Origin of the sequence: Microlunatus sp. GCM10028923 (assembly GCF_042666975.1) — a bacterium.
GTDB lineage: Bacteria > Actinomycetota > Actinomycetes > Propionibacteriales > Propionibacteriaceae > Microlunatus.
On the sequence record NZ_JBHTFF010000001.1, the window covers coordinates 824174 to 843518 of the forward strand.

21 protein-coding genes are annotated in these 19345 nt (G+C 69.1%); 7 read left to right on the forward strand and 14 right to left on the reverse strand.

Annotated elements, in window-relative coordinates:
* Positions 1–64: 64 nt before the first annotated feature.
* The 3 genes from ACFQU4_RS03680 to ACFQU4_RS03690 all read right to left on the reverse strand — a co-directional run bounded on the left by ACFQU4_RS03680 (position 65) and on the right by ACFQU4_RS03690 (position 1840).
* Positions 65–286, reverse strand: coding sequence for a hypothetical protein (locus ACFQU4_RS03680; RefSeq protein ID WP_377487087.1), 222 nt, complete (start codon positions 284–286; stop codon positions 65–67).
* Between the two features lie 142 nt (positions 287–428).
* Complete coding sequence (locus tag ACFQU4_RS03685) at positions 429–1331, reverse strand: universal stress protein (protein ID WP_377487090.1); 903 nt, start codon at positions 1329–1331, stop codon at positions 429–431.
* 23 nt (positions 1332–1354) lie between these two features.
* A complete protein-coding gene (locus ACFQU4_RS03690) occupies positions 1355–1840 on the reverse strand; it encodes a universal stress protein (RefSeq protein ID WP_377487093.1) in 486 nt (161 codons plus the stop codon).
* Between the two features lie 173 nt (positions 1841–2013).
* Here ACFQU4_RS03690 and ACFQU4_RS03695 point away from each other — a divergent pair, with 173 nt between their 5' ends.
* The 4 genes from ACFQU4_RS03695 (at position 2014) to ACFQU4_RS03710 (ending at position 5671) form a co-directional block, all read left to right on the forward strand.
* Positions 2014–2604, forward strand: a complete 591-nt coding sequence (locus tag ACFQU4_RS03695) for a flavodoxin domain-containing protein (RefSeq protein WP_377487096.1) — start codon at positions 2014–2016, stop codon at positions 2602–2604.
* A gap of 13 nt (positions 2605–2617) precedes the next feature.
* Positions 2618–3196 (forward strand): DoxX family protein, encoded by a 579-nt coding sequence (locus tag ACFQU4_RS03700; protein WP_377487099.1) that lies wholly within the window; start codon positions 2618–2620, stop codon positions 3194–3196.
* Between the two features lie 2 nt (positions 3197–3198).
* On the forward strand, positions 3199–3819 hold the full coding sequence (locus ACFQU4_RS03705; RefSeq protein ID WP_377487102.1) for a pyridoxamine 5'-phosphate oxidase family protein: 621 nt from the start codon (positions 3199–3201) through the stop codon (positions 3817–3819).
* A gap of 160 nt (positions 3820–3979) precedes the next feature.
* Complete coding sequence (locus ACFQU4_RS03710) at positions 3980–5671, forward strand: GAF domain-containing sensor histidine kinase (protein WP_377487105.1); 1692 nt, start codon at positions 3980–3982, stop codon at positions 5669–5671.
* A gap of 13 nt (positions 5672–5684) precedes the next feature.
* Here the strand turns inward: ACFQU4_RS03710 and ACFQU4_RS03715 are convergent, their stop codons facing one another.
* Positions 5685–6371: a response regulator gene (locus tag ACFQU4_RS03715; protein WP_377487108.1), complete on the reverse strand. Its 687-nt coding sequence runs from the start codon at positions 6369–6371 to the stop codon at positions 5685–5687.
* A 155-nt stretch (positions 6372–6526) separates the two neighbouring features.
* On the opposite strand from ACFQU4_RS03715, the gene ACFQU4_RS03720 reads away from it, so the two are divergent.
* Complete coding sequence (locus tag ACFQU4_RS03720) at positions 6527–7393, forward strand: universal stress protein (RefSeq protein ID WP_377487111.1); 867 nt, start codon at positions 6527–6529, stop codon at positions 7391–7393.
* 279 nt (positions 7394–7672) lie between these two features.
* Here ACFQU4_RS03720 and ACFQU4_RS03725 read toward each other — a convergent pair whose 3' ends face one another.
* The 3 genes from ACFQU4_RS03725 to ACFQU4_RS03735 form a co-directional block, all read right to left on the reverse strand.
* Entirely contained in the window at positions 7673–7930 is a 258-nt protein-coding gene (locus ACFQU4_RS03725; RefSeq protein WP_377487114.1) for an SHOCT domain-containing protein, read from the reverse strand.
* Between the two features lie 169 nt (positions 7931–8099).
* The gene (locus ACFQU4_RS03730; protein ID WP_377487117.1) at positions 8100–8636 is read right to left on the reverse strand and encodes a hypothetical protein; all 537 of its coding nucleotides are present in this window, start codon (positions 8634–8636) and stop codon (positions 8100–8102) included.
* 58 nt (positions 8637–8694) lie between these two features.
* Positions 8695–9414 carry a DUF4389 domain-containing protein gene (locus ACFQU4_RS03735; RefSeq protein WP_377487120.1) on the reverse strand — a complete coding sequence of 240 codons (720 nt, stop codon included), beginning with the start codon at positions 9412–9414 and terminating at the stop codon, positions 8695–8697.
* 175 nt (positions 9415–9589) lie between these two features.
* On the opposite strand from ACFQU4_RS03735, the gene ACFQU4_RS03740 reads away from it, so the two are divergent.
* The gene (locus ACFQU4_RS03740) at positions 9590–10237 is read left to right on the forward strand and encodes a PIG-L family deacetylase (RefSeq protein WP_377487123.1); all 648 of its coding nucleotides are present in this window, start codon (positions 9590–9592) and stop codon (positions 10235–10237) included.
* A 12-nt stretch (positions 10238–10249) separates the two neighbouring features.
* Here ACFQU4_RS03740 and ACFQU4_RS03745 read toward each other — a convergent pair whose 3' ends face one another.
* Entirely contained in the window at positions 10250–11155 is a 906-nt protein-coding gene (locus ACFQU4_RS03745; protein WP_377487127.1) for a universal stress protein, read from the reverse strand.
* Between the two features lie 350 nt (positions 11156–11505).
* On the opposite strand from ACFQU4_RS03745, the gene ACFQU4_RS03750 reads away from it, so the two are divergent.
* Entirely contained in the window at positions 11506–11814 is a 309-nt protein-coding gene (locus tag ACFQU4_RS03750) for a hypothetical protein (protein ID WP_377487130.1), read from the forward strand.
* Here the strand turns inward: ACFQU4_RS03750 and ACFQU4_RS03755 are convergent.
* The 6 genes from ACFQU4_RS03755 to ACFQU4_RS03780 form a co-directional block, all read right to left on the reverse strand.
* The gene (locus ACFQU4_RS03755) at positions 11765–12784 is read right to left on the reverse strand and encodes an ABC transporter ATP-binding protein (RefSeq protein WP_377487133.1); all 1020 of its coding nucleotides are present in this window, start codon (positions 12782–12784) and stop codon (positions 11765–11767) included. The two genes, ACFQU4_RS03750 and ACFQU4_RS03755, sit on opposite strands and share 50 nt — an antisense overlap.
* Positions 12781–13851 (reverse strand): ABC transporter ATP-binding protein, encoded by a 1071-nt coding sequence (locus tag ACFQU4_RS03760; protein ID WP_377487136.1) that lies wholly within the window; start codon positions 13849–13851, stop codon positions 12781–12783. The genes ACFQU4_RS03755 and ACFQU4_RS03760 overlap by 4 nt, the downstream gene beginning before the upstream one ends.
* A gap of 1 nt (position 13852) precedes the next feature.
* Positions 13853–14710 (reverse strand): ABC transporter permease, encoded by an 858-nt coding sequence (locus ACFQU4_RS03765; RefSeq protein WP_377487139.1) that lies wholly within the window; start codon positions 14708–14710, stop codon positions 13853–13855.
* Positions 14711–14719: 9 nt separating this feature from the next.
* The gene (locus ACFQU4_RS03770; protein WP_377487142.1) at positions 14720–15730 is read right to left on the reverse strand and encodes an ABC transporter permease; all 1011 of its coding nucleotides are present in this window, start codon (positions 15728–15730) and stop codon (positions 14720–14722) included.
* A gap of 64 nt (positions 15731–15794) precedes the next feature.
* Positions 15795–17765 carry an ABC transporter substrate-binding protein gene (locus ACFQU4_RS03775; protein WP_377487145.1) on the reverse strand — a complete coding sequence of 657 codons (1971 nt, stop codon included), beginning with the start codon at positions 17763–17765 and terminating at the stop codon, positions 15795–15797.
* Positions 17762–19312, reverse strand: a complete 1551-nt coding sequence (locus ACFQU4_RS03780; RefSeq protein WP_377487148.1) for an alpha-N-arabinofuranosidase — start codon at positions 19310–19312, stop codon at positions 17762–17764. The genes ACFQU4_RS03775 and ACFQU4_RS03780 overlap by 4 nt, the downstream gene beginning before the upstream one ends.
* Positions 19313–19345 lie beyond the last annotated feature (33 nt).

The window sequence follows — 19345 nt, forward strand, 5'->3', positions numbered from 1 at the left end:
GGCAGCTACGGCCATCCCGACGGAATGATCATGAACCGTCCTGATCGTCGATCATGCTCGACGATCAGGTGACCGGTGCCGGACCGGTGTCGGTGGACGAGAGGCCGCTGCCGTCACCGGCGTTCGGTGCCGGCCACTGGACTCCCGCCCGGAGCGGCCGAAGCCATCCCCTGAAGTCGTCCAGGTCCTCCTCGTCCTCCTCGTCGTCGTCGTTGACATCGTTCCAGATGTCGTCCTCGATGATCATGCCATCGTCATCGTCGTCGGTGACGTCGCCCATATCCATGCCCCCGCTGTAGTCCCGTGGCGAGATCGTCGCACGCGAATCGGGGGAACGGGCCGAATGTGCCGAATTGGGATCTTCCGTGCTGGGCAAGGACAAATCCGGGTGGCAAAGGTGTCCCGGGTCAGGAACCGGTGTCCCTGTCTCAGCTCCGCACCAGGGGCCGGGCCCGCTGGGAACGGTTGCCGCGAACCCCTTGGAACAAAGGCCGGAGCCGGAGCCGGAGTGAGCCGGGCCGGACCACCAGGACGGGACGGTCGACCTCCATCATGATCGACTCGGTCGTCGAACCGATCATGGTCGGCAGACCGTAGCGGGGGCGACCGCCGATCACGAGCAGGTCGGCGTCGCGGGCGGCATGGCTCAGGATCACGGCGGGGTCGCCCTGGATGGACTCGGACTCCACGACGGCGTCGGGATGCCGGCGCAGCGAGGCGGCGAGAGCGACCCGAAGCCGGTTCAGCGCGACCGTCTCCAGGCGATGGGTCTCGTCCAGGAGCGACCGGCCCTTGCGGGGCGCCGGCTGTTCGATCGCCCTGATCACCCGGACGGTGCAGCGCTGCCGTACCGCGAGCTTGAGCGCGATGTCCAGGACCCGCCTGGCGTCGGTGTCGTCCTTGGTCCCGACGACGAAGTGACCGGTACGGCGGCGGCCGAACCGCCAACTGGCGGGCACGACGACCACCTGGCCGACCCCTCGCGACAGGACGCCGAGCAGGGTCGAGCCGAGCAGCGGCTGCGGCCGGCGGTGGCCCAGCACCAGCAGCCGGGCCCGCTTCGCCTCGTCGATCATCGTCTCGGACCGTGGCCCGTACCGCAGGTGCCAGGTCGTCGACGGTGGCTGCGGAAAGTGATGCTCGGCCAACCGCCGGTAGACGGCGGCCTGCACCTCGCTGGGTGCGAGGCCGCGTCCGCTCGCCACGTGAACGATCCGCAGCGGGCACCGGTGATCGGAGGCGTGGGCGGCGGCCCAGTCGAGTGCGGCGAGCGACCCGTCCGTACCGTCGACTCCGACGACGACCGGCCGGTTGACCAGGAACCTCGGCATGGCGTCCTCCTCGGGTTTGATCTTCAGGACGCCATGACGGCGGGGGCGACCGCGGCCGGGGTCCGGGGCAGGGCCGGCACGGCGAGCACCGGGCAGGCCGCGTGGCTGAGGCAGTAGTGGCTGACCGAGCCGTCGATCACCCGGGCGATGCCGTGCAGTTGCCGGGTGCCGATGACGAGCAGGGCCGCGCCGTGCGCCGCCTTGACGAGTTCCGGTCCGACCGATCCCTCGGCGAACTCCAGCGACGCGTCCGGCCGGCCCTCGGTGACGCTGTCGAAGAGTTGCGTGACCCGCTCCCGGTACGTCGCGGGATCGGTGCCGAGATCGGCGATGGGCACCCAGCCCATCGAACCGGGATACCAGCCGGACGGGAGGTCGAGCTCGTACGTGAGGACGTGGACGGCGCGCAGCCGGGCGCCGGTCCGGGCGGCCCAGTCGACCGCCCAGCCCAGTGCGGTCCGAGCCGACGCCGAGTCATCGATGCCGACGACCACAGTCGGTTCCTTCATGGCAGTTCCCTTCGGTACGGGTGTTCCGGACTTCCAGTGTCGAATCGGAACCTGCCTCGCAGCGACGGGCTTAGGTCCGCCGAGCCCGGGACCATCGTCCTCGCCTCGCAGGCGATTCAGCCCTGCCGGTGATCTTCCGTGGGCGATGAACTGACGACGTCGCATCACGCCACATGATCACGGAAGGGATCGACGATGTTGATCTTGCCCACCCAACGCCTCCGCCCGAGGCTCGCCGCCGGCGGCCCCCGATGAGCCGGGTCCTGATCACGTACGCGAGCCGGATGGGGTCGACCGCCGAGATCGCTCGCGCTCTGGGTGATCAACTGATCCGGCGCGGTGTGGACGCGGTCGTGCTGCCGACCGACCGGGTGCGGAGCCTGACCGGCTTCGACGCGGTCGTGGTCGGCAGCGCGGTCTACTTGCGCCGTTGGCTTCCGGAAGCCCTGCACTGGCTCAAGGCCAACGCTCCGGAACTCGCGGAGCGACCGACCTGGCTCTTCCAGAGCGGGCCGTGCGGCGCGGACTCACCGGATCCGGACCGCGTTCCGCGCGCGGTCGACCGCCTGGCCTTCGCGATCGGTGCCGAACCGCCGGTCACCTTCGGCGGCCGGCTGGATCGCGCGCTGGCGCGATCGCCCTTGCAGCGCTGGATTTCCGACGGCCCGCTCGCCGGCGACTACCGGGATTGGGACGTGATCGCCCAGTGGGGCGACACGATCGCCGACCGGCTCATCGAACAACCTCAGAACACCACACCGTAGGAGTTGAACCCTCATGACCACCACCGTTCACCGTCGCACCCCCGATCGCCAGATCGTGCAGCCGGAGACGCCGTTCACCGACCGGATCCGCGGTCCCGTGCTGGCGATCACCAGGATCGCGACCGGCCTGATCTTCCTCTGGGCCTTCGTCGACAAGACCTTCGGCCTCGGCTACGCGACGCCGGGGGAGCGGGCCTGGATCCGCGGCGGATCGCCGACCGCCGGATTCCTCGGCGGAGTCGACGTCGGGCCGTTCCAGTCCGCCTTCCGCGCCCTGGCCGGCAATCCGTTCCTCGACTGGCTCTTCATGATCGCCCTGCTCGGCATCGGCGTTGCCGTGATCATGGGCGCCGGGCTCCGGATCGCAGCCGTCGCCGGATCGCTCATGATGATCTTGATGTGGGCCGCGGAATGGCCGCCGGCGCTGCTGAACGCAGCCGGGGAAGCCACCCGCAGCACGAACCCGATCGTCGACTACCACCTCATCTACGCCCTCGTCCTGATCACCCTCGCCGTCACCGGCGCGGGCCGCTTCTGGGGTGTCGGCCGCCGGTGGGAGCGGATGGTCGACCGGCAGCACTGGCTGGTCTAGTCATGCTCCGGCCGTACGTCGGCGTCCTCGGCGACATCGTCGAGGACGCCGTCCGCCTCGAGTACCGCGACGACGAGCCGGCCGGGGCCCGCCGAGAACAGGTCGGTCGTCCGATGAACCGGGCCTTTCGGCCCTGCGGCGACCGCCGGGGCAGGAGCATCCTCGATCCCATGGAGCAGGGGCAGGGACGGCTGGAGGTACTCAGCGAAGCGGAGTGCCGATGGCTGCTCGCCGCCACGGACGTCGGCCGGGTCGTCTACACGGACGGGGCCCTGCCCGCGATCGCCGTCGTCAACTACCTCATCCACGGCGACACGATCGTGATCAGGAGCCTGCCCGGTGCCAAGCTGTCGGCGGCGCACCGGCGGGACGTCGTGGCGTTCGAGGTGGACGCCATCGATCCGCGCGACGGTAGCGGCTGGTCGGTCGTCGTCATCGGCGAGGCGCGCCTGGTCCGCGATCGCGTCGAGGCCGACCTGCTGGCCGCGCTGCCGCTGCGCAGCCGGGTCGCGGACCCGGAGCCGGCCGCGTTCCTGCGGATCCAGCTCTCCCTGATCTCCGGCCGTCGGGTCGTCGTGGACCCGACGGAGGCCCGGGAACTGCTGGCCGAGGAACAGACCTAGCCGTACCGGAGGCCGCTCAGGATCGTCGAGCTGGCGGTCCGGACCGGAGCGACCGGTCCGCACGGTTGCGATCCGCTCTCCCAGGGCTGACGATGGAGTCGTCCCCGCCCACGTGCCCGTGACGGGTCCCGGACGGGTCAGGGCAGAGCGGAGGCAGATCGTGTCGGAGGCCGATCGCCGCCACTTTCTGCCCGGGCTGCGGATCGACGAGCTGCTGACCGAGCTGCAGAGCCGGATCGGCGAGGCGATGTCGGAGCGGGAGAGCCTGCACGCCCTGCTCGACGCGGTGGTCTCGATCGGGTCCAATCTCGAACTCGAGGCCGTACTGCTGCGGATCATCGAGGCCGCCAAGACGGTGGCCGACTGCCGGTACGGGGCGCTGGGGCTGATCGGCGAAAACGGCCAGCTGACCGAGTTCATCCCGGTCGGGATGACCGAGGACGAGGTGGCCGGGATCGCGGAGTGGCCGCACGGACGCGGCCTGCTCGGCCTGTTGATCAAGCACCCGCAGACGCTCCGGCTGCCGGAGATCTCCGCCCATCCCGAGTCGTACGGCTTCCCGCCCGGCCACCCGCCGATGCACCGCTTCCTCGGCGTACCCCTGAGGGTGCGGGACGAGGTGTTCGGCAACCTCTACCTGACCGAGAAGTCGCAGCAGCGCGAGTTCGACGAGCAGGACGAGATCATCGTCAAGGCGCTCGCCACCGCCGCCGGCATCGCGATCGAGAACGCCCGGCTCTACCAGGTGACCAAGGCCCGAGAGGTCTGGCTCGACGCGATCTCGGAGGTGACCCGGATCCTGTTGTCCGGCGCGGACCGCCAGCAGGCGCTGACCATCGTCGCGGCCCGGGCCCGGGAGATGGCCGACGGCGGGGTCAGCCTGATCGCGTTCGTCGACGGTGATCGACTACGGGTCGAGGTCGCGGACGGCGATCCCGAGCTGGTCGGGTTCGAGGTGGCGCTCGCGGAGTCGGTGGCCGGCCGGGCGGTCGCCTCCGCCGAACCGGTGTTGATCAACGACCCCCGCTCCACCGGGCTGCCGACCCCGCTGGTGAGCCGGCTGCCCGGCCCGGCCATCCTGCTGCCGATCGCCGGCGCCCGTCCCGGTCTGCTGGTGGTGTCGCGACGCCGAGCCGGCGTCCCGTTCGCGGACGCCACGCTGCGGATCCTGGAATCCTTCAGCCAGCAGGTCGGGGTGGTGATGGAACTCGCCGACGCCCGCCACGAAGCCGAGCGGTACGGGCTCGTCGAGGATCGGGAACGGATCGCCCGCGACCTGCACGACCTGGTGGTGCAACGCCTGTACGGGATCGGGATGCACCTGCAGGGGGCGGCGAACCTGATCACCAACCCGCTGGTCGAGCAGCGGGTCCAGTCGGCGGTGGATGGCCTCGACGACACGATCCGGCAGATCCGCTCGACGATCTTCGGCCTGCAACTCCCCGGCAGCCCGCGCGGTCGCCAGGGGCTGCGGGCGCAGATCACGCAGATCGCCGACCAGTCGAGCGAACTGCTCGGCTTCGCACCCAGCGTGCGGATGGCCGGGCTGCTGGACACCGACGTCGCCGATGCCGTCGCCGCCGACCTGGCGGCGGTGCTGGAGGAATGCCTGTCCAACGTGGTCCGGCACGCCCAGGCCAAGCAGGTCGACGTCACCGTCGAGCTGTCGCCCGAGGGCGCCCTTGAGGCCCGGGTGTCGGACAACGGGGTCGGCCCCGGATCGGGGGAGCGCCGCAGCGGGCTGCTCAATCTCGAGGAGCGGGCCATCCGCCACGGCGGCACGTTCCGGGTCGAGCCGGGAGCCGACGGCGGCACCACCGCGGTCTGGTTCGTCCCGCTCGCGGTCGGCTGACCCCGGCGATCAGTCAGTCGTCGTCGGAGGACCGGAAGGTCGTCTTCCGGCGGCCGGCCTTCAGTGTCGCCGCCAGGGCGGCCGCCTGGGTGCGGCGGTTCATGTCGAGCTTGGCCAGCAGGTTGGACACGTAGTTCTTGACGGTCTTCTCGGCCAGGTAGAGGCGTTCGCCGATCTGCCGGTTGGTCAGGCCCTCACCGATCAGCTCGAAGATCCGCCGCTCCTGATCGGTCAGGGTGCTGGTCGGATCGGCGGGATCCTGATCACGCTCGCGCAGCCGGCGCAGCATCCGCTGGGTGCTGTCCGGGTCGAGCAGCGACTTGCCCTCGGCCAGCGTCTTCACGGCACCGATCAGGTCGGTGCCGCGGACCTGCTTGAGGACGTACCCGGAGGCTCCGGCCATCACGGCCTCGAACAGGGCGTCGTCGTCGGGGAACGAGGTGAGCATCAGGCAGGCGATCTCGGGCAGCTTGGACCTGACCTCGCGGCAGACCATGATCCCGTCCCCGTCCGGCAACCGGACGTCGAGCACGGCGACCCTGGGCCGCAGGGCCAGGATCCTGGTCACCGCCTCGGCGGCCGTGCCGGCCTCGCCGATGACCTCGAGGCCCGGGTCGGCGTCCAGCAGGGCGCGCACTCCTTGCCGTACGACCTCGTGGTCGTCGACGACAAACACCGAAATCGGTTGCTCGGGCTCCATGATCGAACTCAATCACACGTCAGCCCCGCGAGCGACGGTTCGCGCTTTGTTCCCCGGGACGAAGGTCCCGATCTCCGGGTCCCTCGGTCCCTTACCGGTCGGGAGGTTCTCGGCTGGACTGGTGACCGTCGAATCGGTCGAGAGCTGGAGGATGCATGACCAAGATCGTGATCGGGGTGGACGGCTCGCCGCAGGCCTTGGCCGCGGTGCGCTGGGCGGCGGCACGGGCCGGTCTCGGCGACGCCCGGCTGAACCTGGTGGCGGTCGTCCCGACCTGGGCGAACGAGATGGCAGAGGGAGACCCGCACGCGTCCGTCGGCCGATGGGCGCGGGAGGACGGCGACCGGTCTCTGGCCGAGGCGCGGGCGGCGGCCGAGGAGAGCCGGCCGGGCAGTTCGGTCAGTGTCGAACGGCGCGGCGGCGAGGCGTGGTCGGGCCTGACCGAAGCGGCCCGGGACGCCGACCTGCTGGTGGTCGGGAGCCACGGCTCCGGCGGCTACCTGGACCAGTTGTTGGGTTCGGTGGCGACCTGGGCCGCCGCGGCCGCGGACTGTCCGGTCGTCATCGTCCGCGAACCCAAGGATCCGACCGTCACGGGGATCGTGCTCGGGATCGACCTGTCCGACCCCGTCCTGGCCGACCAGGATGTCGCGGCATTCGAGTTCGCGGCGACCGAGGCCTCGCTGCGCGGGGTGGACCTGCGGGTCGTTGCGGCGGAACGCGGCTGGCCCGGCTCGGCCGCCTCCCGCCACCGCGTCCTGCACGACTTCACCGAGCAGGCGGGGTCGGCGTTGCGGCGCCGGCTGAGTGCATTGCTCGCCGATGCGTCGGTACGTCACCCAGGGCTCGACCTGGCCGGCGAGGTCGTCGCCGGGCACCCGGTGGACGCCCTGGTCGCCGCGTCCGGCAAGGCCGAGCTGCTGGTGGTCGGTCGACGTCGCCGCGGCAGCGGGCTGCACCTCGGCTCCGTCGCCAACGGAGCGGTCCACCAGGCCCGGTGTTCGGTGGCCGTCATCCCCTGAGCGGGAGCAGAAGTCATCGTGTCGTCGAACCTGCGGCCATCGGAGTCCGGATCGGGCCGGCGTTGTTGATCAAGACCGACACGTGTCCCGTCGCCTCCTCGGCGACCTCGCCGGCCAAGATCCAGTCGACTCCTGGGGACGTCCAGACGAAAGAATCGGGTTCCGCCGCCGAGGTCGCTCGCGAGTCGTTTTCCTTGTTCGGCAAGGATGTCGGCAACGGACCGTCCCTCGGCACTCTGCATCGGTTCGTCCTTTCCTACGGTGGTTGGCGGACGAGCCTCAGTGCGGTTCCGGCCCGTGCCGGAGCACGTTCAGCCGGGAGCGGTACTCCTGTTCGTCGAGTTCACCGCGCGCGAAGCGCTCAGCGAGCAACTGCTCTGCGGAGGTATGGAGGCCTGCGGCCGGTCGCTGCGTGCGGGACAGGTGGCGGGTCAGCGCCACGACCAGGAAGATCACCGTGCCCCAGAAGATCACCATGCTCACAGTCATCAGCAGCGAACCCCAACCGCCCATACCGTCGCCGTACCAGAACATCATCGTCGGACTCCCTTCCTCATCTGTCAGGCTCGTCGCCGCGGCTGCGGGCGGCCAGTGCCGTTCTGCCCGTCGTCACCTGTCCTCCGGCCCGGCCCGGCGGGCCGGATCGAGGACCTTCGCCCCTGGCCTGCGACGCCCGAGGTCGCGCGGCGCCAGGACGGTGCGGTGATCACGAGCGGCTCGACGACGGCGCAGCCGGACTCGGATTCGGAGTTCCTGGCCGCCATCGACGGCCGGCCGGCCGCAACGGGGCTCGCGGCAACCAGCCGGCGATCCCGGCCAGCGCGAACACGAAGATCAACTGCAGCGTGCCGGTGCCGAAGTAGGCCAACTGGAGCGCGGAGCCCTCGCCGATCACCAGCAGTTCGCCGAACACCCAGATCTGCATCCCGAAGCCGGCGACGGCGGCCGCGATCAGGGCCGTCTCCCGACGCCGGAGCAGCAGTACGGCGGCGAGGGCCTGGCTGCCGCCGACGACGATCAGCAGGATCAGACCGGGCCAGACGAAGGTCGGAAACGGGCCGTCGGCGAGGATGGCGATCGGCATCCCGAGCCCGCCGGTGATCAACAACCCGATTCCTCCGCCTGCGGCGGTGACGGCACTGAAGATCGTGATCACGATCAACGCCCAGTACGACACGGAGCGCAACCCTCGGATCTCGTCGCTGCTCAGGAAGACCCTGGTCTCCCGGCGGTCGGTGTGCATGCTCCGCTCCCTTCCTGGTGGTCCGGTCCTCGACTCGAGCGAGGGCGTGCCGTCGGCTTCAGCGAACGTCACTTTCGGCCAGCTGTGGAGCTCGTTCGGCCGGGTGATCGCCGGCAGTCGGCTCGCTGCCGCCCTGGTCGAGCCGGAACGGCGGGTACGTGTCGGTCATCAGAGCGGCGTACGCGACGACCCGGAGCACCCACCGGTTCAGGCCAAGAACAAGATCGAAAACGGTCCGGGGATAGCGGCCGGTGAACAGCAGCACGACCGCCGCGATGATCACCAGGATGCTGATCAGACTGCCGCGCCAGGCCACCGGTTGGGTGGCGCCGGTCTCGGTGGTCAGGTAGACGCCGCCGCCGAGGAAGATCGCGGTGACGAGGTAGTGCGGGATGACCAGGAGCCACCACTTGACGAGGACCAGGCCCCGGGACAGCCGTACCGGATGGTCCACCTCCAGCCGCGCCGGATAGTCGGGCTGATCCGCCAGCGAGAACGGCGGGTAGCGGTCGGTGCCGAGCGCGCCGTACGAGTAGTAGGTGACCCGCCAGCTCCACCGGAGCACGCCGACGTTGAAGTCGAAGATCGCCCGTGGATAGCGCCCCGTGAAGAGGATCGCGAAGAACGCGACGACGCTGAGCACCAGGAAGGCCAGCCACAGAAAGGCCAGCACGACATAGTGCGGTATCGCGAGCAGCCATTTCACCAGCCATTGCCAACGGCTGAGTTCTGGATCCAGGCGGCCCTCGATACGAATCGGATAGTCGGCGGCGTCCATCGGACCGTCCCCTCGGTAGTCGGACTCCGAGCGTCTCTCCGGCAGCCGGCCCGGGGTCAGGGTCAACGGTCGCCGACCCGGCTCCGATCGCCCCTGGCCCGCACGGGCCGAAGGTCCCGGGTATCCGTGCCGTTCGCTCGTGGCGGTGAGCGGCGGCGCGGACGACCGTTTGATCATGGATATCCCGGTTGATGTGGTCCCGTCGGTGAAGTTCCTCCTGGTCGTGAGTGCTCGGCCGGACGACATGGTGTTCGCGCTCGGCGGGATGATCCGGGCGTTCGCGGACGCCGGCTCGGTCGTCCAGGTCGTGTCGTTGTCCGACGGGCAACGGCTGGGCGCGACACCGGGCCACTGGATCGGCCTCAGCCATCGGATCGTCGAGGCCGCGGACGACCTGGGCGTCGGCGAGTTCGAGATTCTTGATCATGGACTCGCCGAGTTGCCGGTCACGCCGGTGTCCACGCTCGCCCGCGAGGTGTGGGAGACGGTCGGGCGGGCGGATGCCGTGCTCGCCATCGATGCGGCGGGTCGGGTCCGCCCGACCCAGGTGGTGGCGTTCCGTACGGCGCAGCGGGTGGCGAAGCTGCTGGACGCACCGCTGCTGCGCTGGTCCGGTACGGCACCGCGCCGGCGGCCGGCCGACGCCGGCACGATCACGGTGGAGGTCCCGCGGGCCCGGCACCGGGCCGCCTTCGCCCGGCTGGTGGGCGCGGCGAGTGCCGACCGGTCCTGGGTCGGCACCGCCCCGGAACCCTGGGAATACCTGACGGTCCCGGTCCCGGTCGGCGCCGTTGCGCCGGCGTCGGTGATCAAGGCCCGGTGACCGCGACCATGATCAATTCAGCTCGTCGACCCGGGTACCCGCCGTACCGTTCGTGATCATCGACGATCGCGAGCGGTCGCCGGCGGACTGTCGCAGCGGCCGGCGCCGGGACGGGTGGGCGATCGCCACCGGCCGGTCGCCGTGGATGAGCGACTGCTCGACCACGGAGCCCAGCCGGACCGGGATCTCGGCCCAGAGGCGCCCGCCGAGCACCAGCAGCTCCGCATCGGAGGACGCCCGGAGCAGCACCTCGCCCGGGTCGCCCTGGACCACCTGAACGTCCAGCGGTACATCGACCCGGCGGTTCACCTCGTCCAGCACGGTCTGGACGATGGCGTGGCCTTCGGCCTCGATCCGGCGGGTCTCCTGGGCGACCGTACGGTCCGGATGCGGCACCGGCCGGCGCGTCACGTGCACCACGCACAGCGTCGATCCCTGGGCGACGGCGAGGTCGTACGCGAGGTCGAGGGCGGGCACCGACCGCCGATCACGGATCCCGACGACGATCCTTCGCGAGGGCGCCGGGTCCGGGGTCCAGGAACCGGGAACGACGGCGACCCGGCCGACGCCGCGGATCAGGACGCCCCGCAGCGTGGAGCCGATCACGGGCCGCGGCTCGCGGTGGCCGAGCACCAGCAGCCGGGCGGCAACCGCCTCCTCGGAGAGGATCTCGGCGGCCGACCCCGGCCGGACCTTCCACGCCACCCAGGTCGGGCTCGGGTTCATCGCCGCGAGGGTGGCCGCGACCCGCCGTTGCAGGGACTCCGTCTCGTCGAGATGCCGCCCCGGCACGTGGACCATCCGCAGCGGGTGACGATGCCGTACGGCGAACCGCGCCGCCCACTCGAGCGCTGCCAGGGAGTACGGAGAGTCGTCGATCCCGACGACAACGGGGCGGTTCAGCAGGAACCTGGCCATGATCAACTCCACTTCGGCCGACGGAACCCCCAGTCCATCAAGCGAACGGGCGCCGGTTAAGGGGCGAAGGTCCCGGGTGCGGATGACCCTGGAAACCGGGCCCACGGTGGAGGCCGGCGCCGGCCGGCCGCTGCACCGGACCGCCGGCCGGGGCTAAACTGGCGCTTTCGGGCCCCGGACCCTGGCCACTGTTCGTCGTGCCGGAAGGGTCGGACCATGGAGTTCATGCCGAGGTCGAGCCAGCGACGACGACCAGAGGCTCGGTGCGGGCCTGGTTCCCCGGTCGGACGTCGATTCAGGGTGGTGCGGGAACGAGGAGCGACGGCCGCGACCGGGCGTCGGCTGTCGCCATGACGTACGACGGTCGGATCGACGGCGACGACGCGACGGCCGAGACGATCCCCGAACTCCATCATCGCGTGATCCTCAGCCTCTCCCGGGCTGCGTTCGAGCTGTCCGCCGTGGCCGGCCTGGCCGACGGCCGCGTCGAGGCGCGCGCCACTCAGGCCGTTGCGGCGATCGACGAGGCGATCGCCATCCTGCGGCACGCCGCCTTCTCCGAGATCCTCCGCAGCCCGCGGGACGGAGTCGCCGAGGACGAGTCCGCGGTCACGGCTTTCGGTCGCCGACCTCCGCCCGGTCGTACAGATAGCACTTGACCTGCCGGTTCCCGACCGGGAAGTCGGGCGGGTCGGTCAGCCGGCACCGCTCCATCACGGAGGGGCAGCGGCTGGCGAACTTGCAGCCGGCCTGGTTGAACTCGCGGGCCTCGGTCGCGCCGAGGGTGATCTGACGGGTCCAGGCCGCCTTGTCCTCCGGGGCCGGCTCGGGGATCGACTCCTTGAGCAGCTGCGCGTACGGGTGCGCGGGATGGTCGAGCACCTCCTCGACCGGGCCGGACTCGACGACGAAGCCGCGGAGCATGATCGCGATCCGGTCCGAGATGTAGTAGGCGGTCGCCAGGTCGTGGGTGATGTAGATGACCGTCACCCCCTCCTCGTCCCGGAGCCGCTTGAAGACGTTGACGATCTCCATCCGCAAGGACGCGTCGACCATGGAGACCGGCTCGTCGGCGACGATGACCTTCGGCTTCGGGATCAACGCCCTGGCCACGGAGACCCGCTGCAACTGCCCGCCCGACAGCTCGTGCGGGTAACGCTGCTGGACCTCCTCGAGCGACAGGCCGACCGTCCGCAGTGCGGCATCCGCCGCCTCGGCGGCCTGCCGGCGGTTCTTCGCGACCCGGAAGTTCAGGGCGGTGTCGATCAAATACTCCTGGACGTGACGCAGCGGGTTGAAGGTCTCGAACGGGTTCTGGAAGACGGGCTGGACCTCCGCCATGAAGGCCTTGTGGCCGCCCGCCCTGATCACCTCCGCCACCGGCGTGCCCTGGAACCGCACCTGGCCGCCCGACGGCGCCTGATCACCCAACATGACCCGGGCCAGGGTCGTCTTCCCGCTGCCGCTCTCGCCGGCCAGCGTGAAGATCTCGGGCTTCTCGGCCGCAAGGCTCAGCGAGACGTCGTTGACGGCGACCAGCCGGCTGCCGGCCAGCAGCGAGCCGATCCGGAACGTCACGACGGCATGGTCCAGCTCGAACAGCGGCGGCGCCGGCTCGGTGGCGGTCACAGCAGGTCCTCCGTCCGGTTCGGGGCGGCGGTGCTGCCGGTGGCGGGCGCCAGGTCAGGCCGGGGGAGCGGGAGGCCTTCCTCCATGGCGACGGCGTGGCAGGCGACCCGGTGCCGGTCGGCGAGCTGGAGCGTCTCGGGGACCACGGTCCGGCAGACGTCCATGGCCGCCGGGCAGCGGGGGTGGAAGCGGCAGCCGGCGGGTGGGTCGGAGAGGTTCGGTGGGCTGCCGGGCAGGGAGGCCCGGGCGGTGCGCTCGCCGATCTTCGGCAGCGACGCGATCAGATGTTTCGTGTACGGATGCCGCGGCGCCTGGAAGATCGTCTCGGTGACGCCCTCCTCCATGATCCGCCCGGCGTACATGATCATGACCCGGTCGGCGACGTTGGCGTGGACCGCCATGTCGTGGGTCACCAGCAGGACCGTGTTGCGGCTCTCGGCCTGGACCTGCTTGAGCATCTGCAGCACGCCTCGCTGCACCACCACGTCGAGCGCGGTGGTCGGCTCGTCGGCGATGATCAACTTGGGGTGGAAGATCGTCGCCAGCGCGATCGCCACCCGTTGCCGCATGCCGCCGGAGAGCTGGTGCGGGAACGAGTGCAGGACCTCGGACGGCAGCCCGAGCCGGGCGACATGGTCGCTCATCTCCTTCCGGAACTCGGCCCGGTCGCGGATTCCCCGGTGGGTGGCGACGATGTCGGCGAACGTGCGCAGAATCCGGCGGACCGGGTTCAGCACGCTCATCGAGCCCTGCATGACGTACGAGATCTGTTTCCAGCGCATCGTCTTGCGCAGTTCGTCGCTGGTCATCGACACCATGTCGCGGTCGATGCCCTCGGCGGTGAATCGTACCTGGCCGCCGACCACCCGGAGCGGGTTCTTGATGTTGCCCGAGATGACCTTGATCAACGTGGTCTTCCCACAACTCGACTCACCGGCGAGACCGTAGATCTCGTTGGGATACAGGTCGAACGAGACGCCGTCGACGGCCCGTACCGTCCGGGAGACGCCGTAGGCCTCGGTCCGGTAGTACGCCTTGAGGTCCGTCACGCTCAGCAGGGGATCCATCTCAGGCTCCGATCAGGCGAAGTCGGGTACGGGGATCGATGTACTCGTTGACGCTCGACATCAACAGGTAGAGGCCGACGAACAGCACCATCGCCACCAGCACCGGCGCGCCGATCCACCACCAGACGCCGGCCACCAGCGCCTGGTGCTGGTTCGCCCAGTACAGCGAGGTGCCGAGGCTCGGCCGGCTCAGGTCCGACAGGCCGAGGACGCTCAGCGTGACCTCCATGCCCATCGACCACAGCATGTTGTTGATCGAGGTCGCGAACACGATCGGCAGCACGAACGGCAGATGCTCGGCGATCATGATCCGCCAGGACGGCGCGCCGCTGTAGGAGGCGGTCCGGGTGAACGCCCGTTCCTTCAGGCTCAGCACCTGGGACCGGATCAGCCGCGCGTCCCAGGGCCAGCCGAACAGGCCGAGCAGCACCGCCAGCAGATAGATGTTGAGCTGGCCCTTGAACAGGAAGCCCAGCAGGATCAGGATCGGCAGCAGCGGCATGACCACGAACGAGTCGTTGATCGACATCAGCACCCGGTCGACCCAGCCGCCCCGGTAGCCGGCGGTCAGCCCCACCGCGATCGCGATCACGCGGCTGATCAGGGCGGTCATCACGCCCAGCAGCAGCGAGTTCCGTACGCCGAAGGTCATCCACCAGAACAGGTCCTGGCCGCGCGACGTGGTGCCGAACGGGTGCTCCAGCGAGGGGCCGGAGTCCATCGCCACCACGAAGGTCTTGTCGGGCGGGAACGGCGACACGAACGACAGCAGGACCATGATCAGGATCAGCCCGATCATGGCGAAGGCGAAGCGGAAGCGGACGTCGTACTTCAGCAGATCCCGGATGATTTTGATCATGAGGCCGCCTCACTGGTGCCGGACGCGCGGATCGAGCAGCGGATAGAGGAGATCGATCACGAAGACGGCGGTCGCGACTCCGATGATCGAATAGAGGGTGATGCCCATCATCAGCGAGTAGTCGTTCCGGAACACCGCCTGCAGGCTGAGCAGGCCGATGCCCGGATATCCGAAGACGACCTCCATGATCAGGGCGCCGGAGAAGACGGTGCCCAGATCCAGTCCCAATCCGGTGACCTGCGGCAGCATCGCGTTCCGCGCGACGTAGTGCGGCAGGATCCGTTTCGGCGCGATCCCCGCCGTCTCGGCATAGACGACGTAGTCCTCCGAGATCACGTTGCTGGTCAGGGCCTTCATGCCGACGAACCAGCCGCCGAAGCCGACCAGGACCAGGGTCAGTCCGGGCAGCGCCGCGTGCCACAGGTAGTCGAGGATGAAGGCGGCGGAGAACTCCGGTCTGGTGCCCACCTGGTAGGCGCCGCTGAAGGGGAACAACGGCAGCACGTAGGCGAACACGACGAGCAGCACGATCGCGACCACGTAGTACGGGATCGGCCGGACGGCCTGGCTCGCGACGTCGATCACGCCGAGCAGCCGCTTCCGCGGGTAGTAGCTCGCCAGCACGCCGAAGAGGTTGCCCAGCACCCAGGACAACAGGGTGGCTGCGAGCACGATGGACAGCGTCCACGGCATCGCCCGCCCGACCAATTCACTGACCGGGGTCGGGAAGCTCGACAGCGACGGTCCGAGATCGCCGCGGAGCAGCCTGCCCCAGAACGCGAAGTACTGCTGGACCGGACTGCCGGACAGGCCGTACATCTCGGTCAGCGACTCCCGGAGATGTTGGATGGCCTCCGGATCGATCGACGAACCGCTGCTGGTGATCAAGCCGATCTGTGATTCCACCGGGCTCGTCGGCGAGAGCCGCGGAATGATGAAGGCCACCGTCACGCCGATCAGGATCACGACGATGAACTGCACGATGCGGGGAATCAGATATCGGAGAAGAAAAGTCCGCACTCGCCCCTCCTTTGGGGTTGGTGCTCCCGGCGCCGGCCGCGCCGGGAGCGGGACCTGTCGATGATCAGCTCTTCGGCTTGATCTTGATGAACATGTACTTCGTGTTGCCCCAGTTGGGCACCGGGTTCGTATACGGATTGTCGACCGTGGGGTAGCCGTCGAAGTACGTCGTGTCACAGACCGTGAAGACGTTGTAGCTCATCATCGGCGTGACCGGCATCTCGGCGGCGGCGAGCTTGATGAACTCCTGGCCGAGCTCGATTCCCTTCGGATCGTCGAAGTCCAGGCTCTGGATCTCGGTGATGATCCGGTCCAGGTCGGGGTGCTTCCAGCGCATCGTGTTCGAGCCGGTCGCCCGTTTCCCGGACGGTACGTAGAACCTCGAGTGCCACGAGTTCAGGAAGTAGAACAGGTCGGGATGGCCGCCCCAGGTCTCGATCGTCCAGCCGATCGCGGCCGAGTAGTCGCCCGGGCCGACCAGATCGCCGGTGTTGTCGCGGGCGTCGTGGCTGGCATCGATGCCGAACTCCTTCCACGATTCCACGACCATGCTCGCCGCCCGGTTCATCGTCGGATTGCTCTCCGCCGCGCTCAGCAACGCGATCTTGAACGGCGAGCCGTCGGGCAGCGCCCACTTGTCGCCCGACTTCTTCATCCCGGCGGCCAGCATCAACTGCTCGGCGGCCGCCGGGTCGTGCTTCCACCAGCCGCGACCGAGCGCGGTCTTGATCTGCTCCGGGTCGGTCGGGACAAGATCACCAAGGGTCTTCCGGGCCTCCTCCGCGACCCGGTTGGACGCTTCGGCATCGAAGGGCTTGTACGGACTGCCGCCGACGTCGATGGTGAATTCGTTGAGCCAGGGCTCCAGCGGATCGAAGTAGTACTGGGGATAGAGACCGGTCGGCGGGACATGGATCGCCGACAGCGTGGCCGCACCGCGGTAGGAGGCGAGGGACACCCGGACGATGTCGATCGCCAGCGTGAGCGCCCACCGGACCTCCTTGCGATCAAGGCCCGGCTTCTCGTTGTTGTAGATCACCATGGGCAGCGTGGGGTCCGGGTGCGCCCACGGGAAGCTCTTGAACCAGCCCACCGACGAGGGGCTCTCCTTGGCGAGCTTGATCATCCCCTCGGGCGCCAGGTCGTGGATCACGTCGAGGTTGTGCTGGGTCTGGGCGATCACGCGCTTGTCGCTCGGGCCGGGAGCCGTGTACATGGCGTACTTGGGGCCGGGCTCGCCGATCAGCCCCATGGACGTCTTCTGCCAGTCCTCCCGCTTCTCCCACAGGTACCAGTTGCCGTTCGGGTCGAAGTCCTTGAGCTTGTACGCACTCAGGCTGACCGGCGGGTTGAACTTGAAGGCGAGCGGGTCCGATTCCTTCTCGAAGATGTGCTTGGGCATCATCCAGCAGGCCGCCCACCGGACGGTGAAGTACGCGTGGAAACGCGAGTTCGGCTGCTTGAGGTTGAAGATCACCGTGTACTTGTCGGGCATCTCCATGCTGGCGACGTTGCCCTGGAATTGTCCCGTGAAGGACCACCCGTCGTTGTTCATGTGGAGATCGACTGTGTAGTGGAGATCCTCGGCGGTGAACTCGACCCCGTCGCTCCACATCAGGCCCTCGCGGAGCTTGACGGTCATCTGGGTGAAGTCGCTGTTGTAGATCGGCTTCTCCGCGGCGCAGGCGTTGTCCCAGACGCCGTTCACGCCGGCGTCCGGATCGATGTACCAGAGCGCGTCCAGGCCGATCTGCTGGAGTCCGGTCGACGACCCGGTGAAGCCGGGCCGCCACCGGTTGAAGTCGTCCGGGGTGGTGATCCGGCCGGTGGGGTTCTCCAAGATCAGACAGTCCTTGCGCAGCACGCCCGGAGCGACTTCCTTGGTGCCGTCGGGTGGTGGGGCCTCCTCGCCGGGCGCCTGCCCGGGCCCCTGGTTGGGCGCGCCGCGGTTGAGGTTGCAGGCGGCGAGTCCGGTGGTGGCGGCCGCGGCGGTGGCGGCCGCCAGAAAGCCGCGGCGGGTGATCGGATGCATCATCGTTGGTCCTCCGATTCGGATGGTTGGGTACGGCCGGTGACGAACCGGACCGTGACGAAGGAGTGGGCCGGGATCGTGACCGTGAGCGTGTTCCCGGACAGGGCGGTGCCGTCGTAGGCGGCCGGCGCCACGGTGTCCGGGGCTTCGCGGGTGTTGTGGGCTTGCGGGGAGTCGGCCTGCAGGATCCGGGCCGAGAGGTCCGACGGGGCACCGCCGCGCAGGTCGTAGGTCACGGTGTGATCGGCATCGGGGTCGAGGTTGGTCAGCGAGATCAGGGCGTGGCCGTCCTTCGTGGTGGCCGTCGTCGTGATCAGCGGCACCGACCGGTCGTCGTTGTCCTGCGCGGTCGGTACGGCGTCGAGCAGGTGGACGTCCAGCCGGGCGGCATCGTGATGATCTTGGTTCATCTCGAAGACGTGGTACGTCGGCGTCTTGATCAACACGTCGTCGGCGGTCAGCAGCATGGCCTGCAGGACGTTGACGGTCTGCGCGATGTTCGCCATCACGAGGCGTTCGGCGTTGCGGTGGAACGCGTCGAAGTGCAGGCCGGCGATCAGCGCGTCCCGGAGGGCGTTCTGCTGGTAGAGGAAGCGCGGGTTGGTGCCCGGCTCGACGGCCCACCAGGTGCCCCACTCGTCGAGGACCAGGCCGATCCGGCCCTCGGGATCGTAGACGTCCATGACGTTGCTGTGCCGCTTGATCATGGACTCGACCCGCCAGGCGTTGGCCAGAGATTCCAGGTATTCGTCGGTGCCGAAGTCGATCGCGCTGCCGTGCTTGCGGTTGGTCAGGCCGGTGTAGAAGTGGAACGAGACGGCGTCGAAGTAGTGCTTCGGGTTGCAGCCACAGCCGTAATCGCCCATCGTCTGCATCAGCGACTGCGTCCACGCGTAGTCGTCGCTGCGCGCGCCGGAAGCGATCTTGTACAAGACGTTGCCGTCGTGGTTGCGGCAGTAGGTGGAGTACTGGCGAGCAAGATCAGCGAAGTAGTCGCCGCGCATGTTGCCGCCGCAGCCCCAGGTCTCGTTGCCGATGCCCCAGTACTTCACCCGCCAGGGCTCGGCCCGCCCGTTCTCGCGCCGCAGGGCCGACATCGGGGCCTCGCCGCCGCGGGTCAGGTACTCGACCCATTCGGCCATCTCGCGGACGGTGCCGGAGCCGACGTTGCCGCTGATGTACGGCTCGGTGCCGAGTTGCTCGCACAGATCCATGAACTCGTGGGTGCCGAAGCTGTTGTCCTCGACGACGTTTCCCCAATGGGTGTTCACCATCGACGGCCGGTCCTCGCGGGGACCGATCCCGTCGCGCCAGTGGTACTCGTCGGCGAAGCAGCCGCCGGGCCAGCGCAGGTTCGGGATCGCGATCCCGCGCAGCGCCTCGACGATGTCGGTACGGATGCCTCGTACGTTCGGGATGCTCGAGTCCTCGCCGACCCAGATACCGCCATAGATGCAGGTGCCCAGATGTTCGGCGAAGTGGCCGTACAGGTGCCTGCTGACGGTGGGGCCTGCCACGTCGAGATTGATCACGGCGCGCAACTGGGACACGGGATTCTCCTCAGGGGTGGACGTCACGAACGG

Excerpts from the sequence above, each read along its gene's own strand:
- ACFQU4_RS03680 (WP_377487087.1), bottom strand. The coding sequence starts at position 286 with ATGGATATGGGCGACGTCACCGACGACGATGACGATGGCATGATCATC.
- ACFQU4_RS03685 (WP_377487090.1), bottom strand. The coding sequence starts at position 1,331 with ATGCCGAGGTTCCTGGTCAACCGGCCGGTCGTCGTCGGAGTCGACGGT.
- ACFQU4_RS03690 (WP_377487093.1), bottom strand. The coding sequence starts at position 1,840 with ATGAAGGAACCGACTGTGGTCGTCGGCATCGATGACTCGGCGTCGGCT.
- ACFQU4_RS03695 (WP_377487096.1), top strand. The coding sequence starts at position 2,014 with ATGATCACGGAAGGGATCGACGATGTTGATCTTGCCCACCCAACGCCT.
- ACFQU4_RS03700 (WP_377487099.1), top strand. The coding sequence starts at position 2,618 with ATGACCACCACCGTTCACCGTCGCACCCCCGATCGCCAGATCGTGCAG.
- ACFQU4_RS03705 (WP_377487102.1), top strand. The coding sequence starts at position 3,199 with ATGCTCCGGCCGTACGTCGGCGTCCTCGGCGACATCGTCGAGGACGCC.
- ACFQU4_RS03715 (WP_377487108.1), bottom strand. The coding sequence starts at position 6,371 with ATGGAGCCCGAGCAACCGATTTCGGTGTTTGTCGTCGACGACCACGAG.
- ACFQU4_RS03720 (WP_377487111.1), top strand. The coding sequence starts at position 6,527 with ATGACCAAGATCGTGATCGGGGTGGACGGCTCGCCGCAGGCCTTGGCC.
- ACFQU4_RS03725 (WP_377487114.1), bottom strand. The coding sequence starts at position 7,930 with ATGATGTTCTGGTACGGCGACGGTATGGGCGGTTGGGGTTCGCTGCTG.
- ACFQU4_RS03730 (WP_377487117.1), bottom strand. The coding sequence starts at position 8,636 with ATGCACACCGACCGCCGGGAGACCAGGGTCTTCCTGAGCAGCGACGAG.
- ACFQU4_RS03735 (WP_377487120.1), bottom strand. The coding sequence starts at position 9,414 with ATGGACGCCGCCGACTATCCGATTCGTATCGAGGGCCGCCTGGATCCA.
- ACFQU4_RS03740 (WP_377487123.1), top strand. The coding sequence starts at position 9,590 with ATGGATATCCCGGTTGATGTGGTCCCGTCGGTGAAGTTCCTCCTGGTC.
- ACFQU4_RS03745 (WP_377487127.1), bottom strand. The coding sequence starts at position 11,155 with ATGGCCAGGTTCCTGCTGAACCGCCCCGTTGTCGTCGGGATCGACGAC.
- ACFQU4_RS03750 (WP_377487130.1), top strand. The coding sequence starts at position 11,506 with ATGACGTACGACGGTCGGATCGACGGCGACGACGCGACGGCCGAGACG.
- ACFQU4_RS03760 (WP_377487136.1), bottom strand. The coding sequence starts at position 13,851 with ATGGATCCCCTGCTGAGCGTGACGGACCTCAAGGCGTACTACCGGACC.
- ACFQU4_RS03765 (WP_377487139.1), bottom strand. The coding sequence starts at position 14,710 with ATGATCAAAATCATCCGGGATCTGCTGAAGTACGACGTCCGCTTCCGC.
- ACFQU4_RS03775 (WP_377487145.1), bottom strand. The coding sequence starts at position 17,765 with ATGATGCATCCGATCACCCGCCGCGGCTTTCTGGCGGCCGCCACCGCC.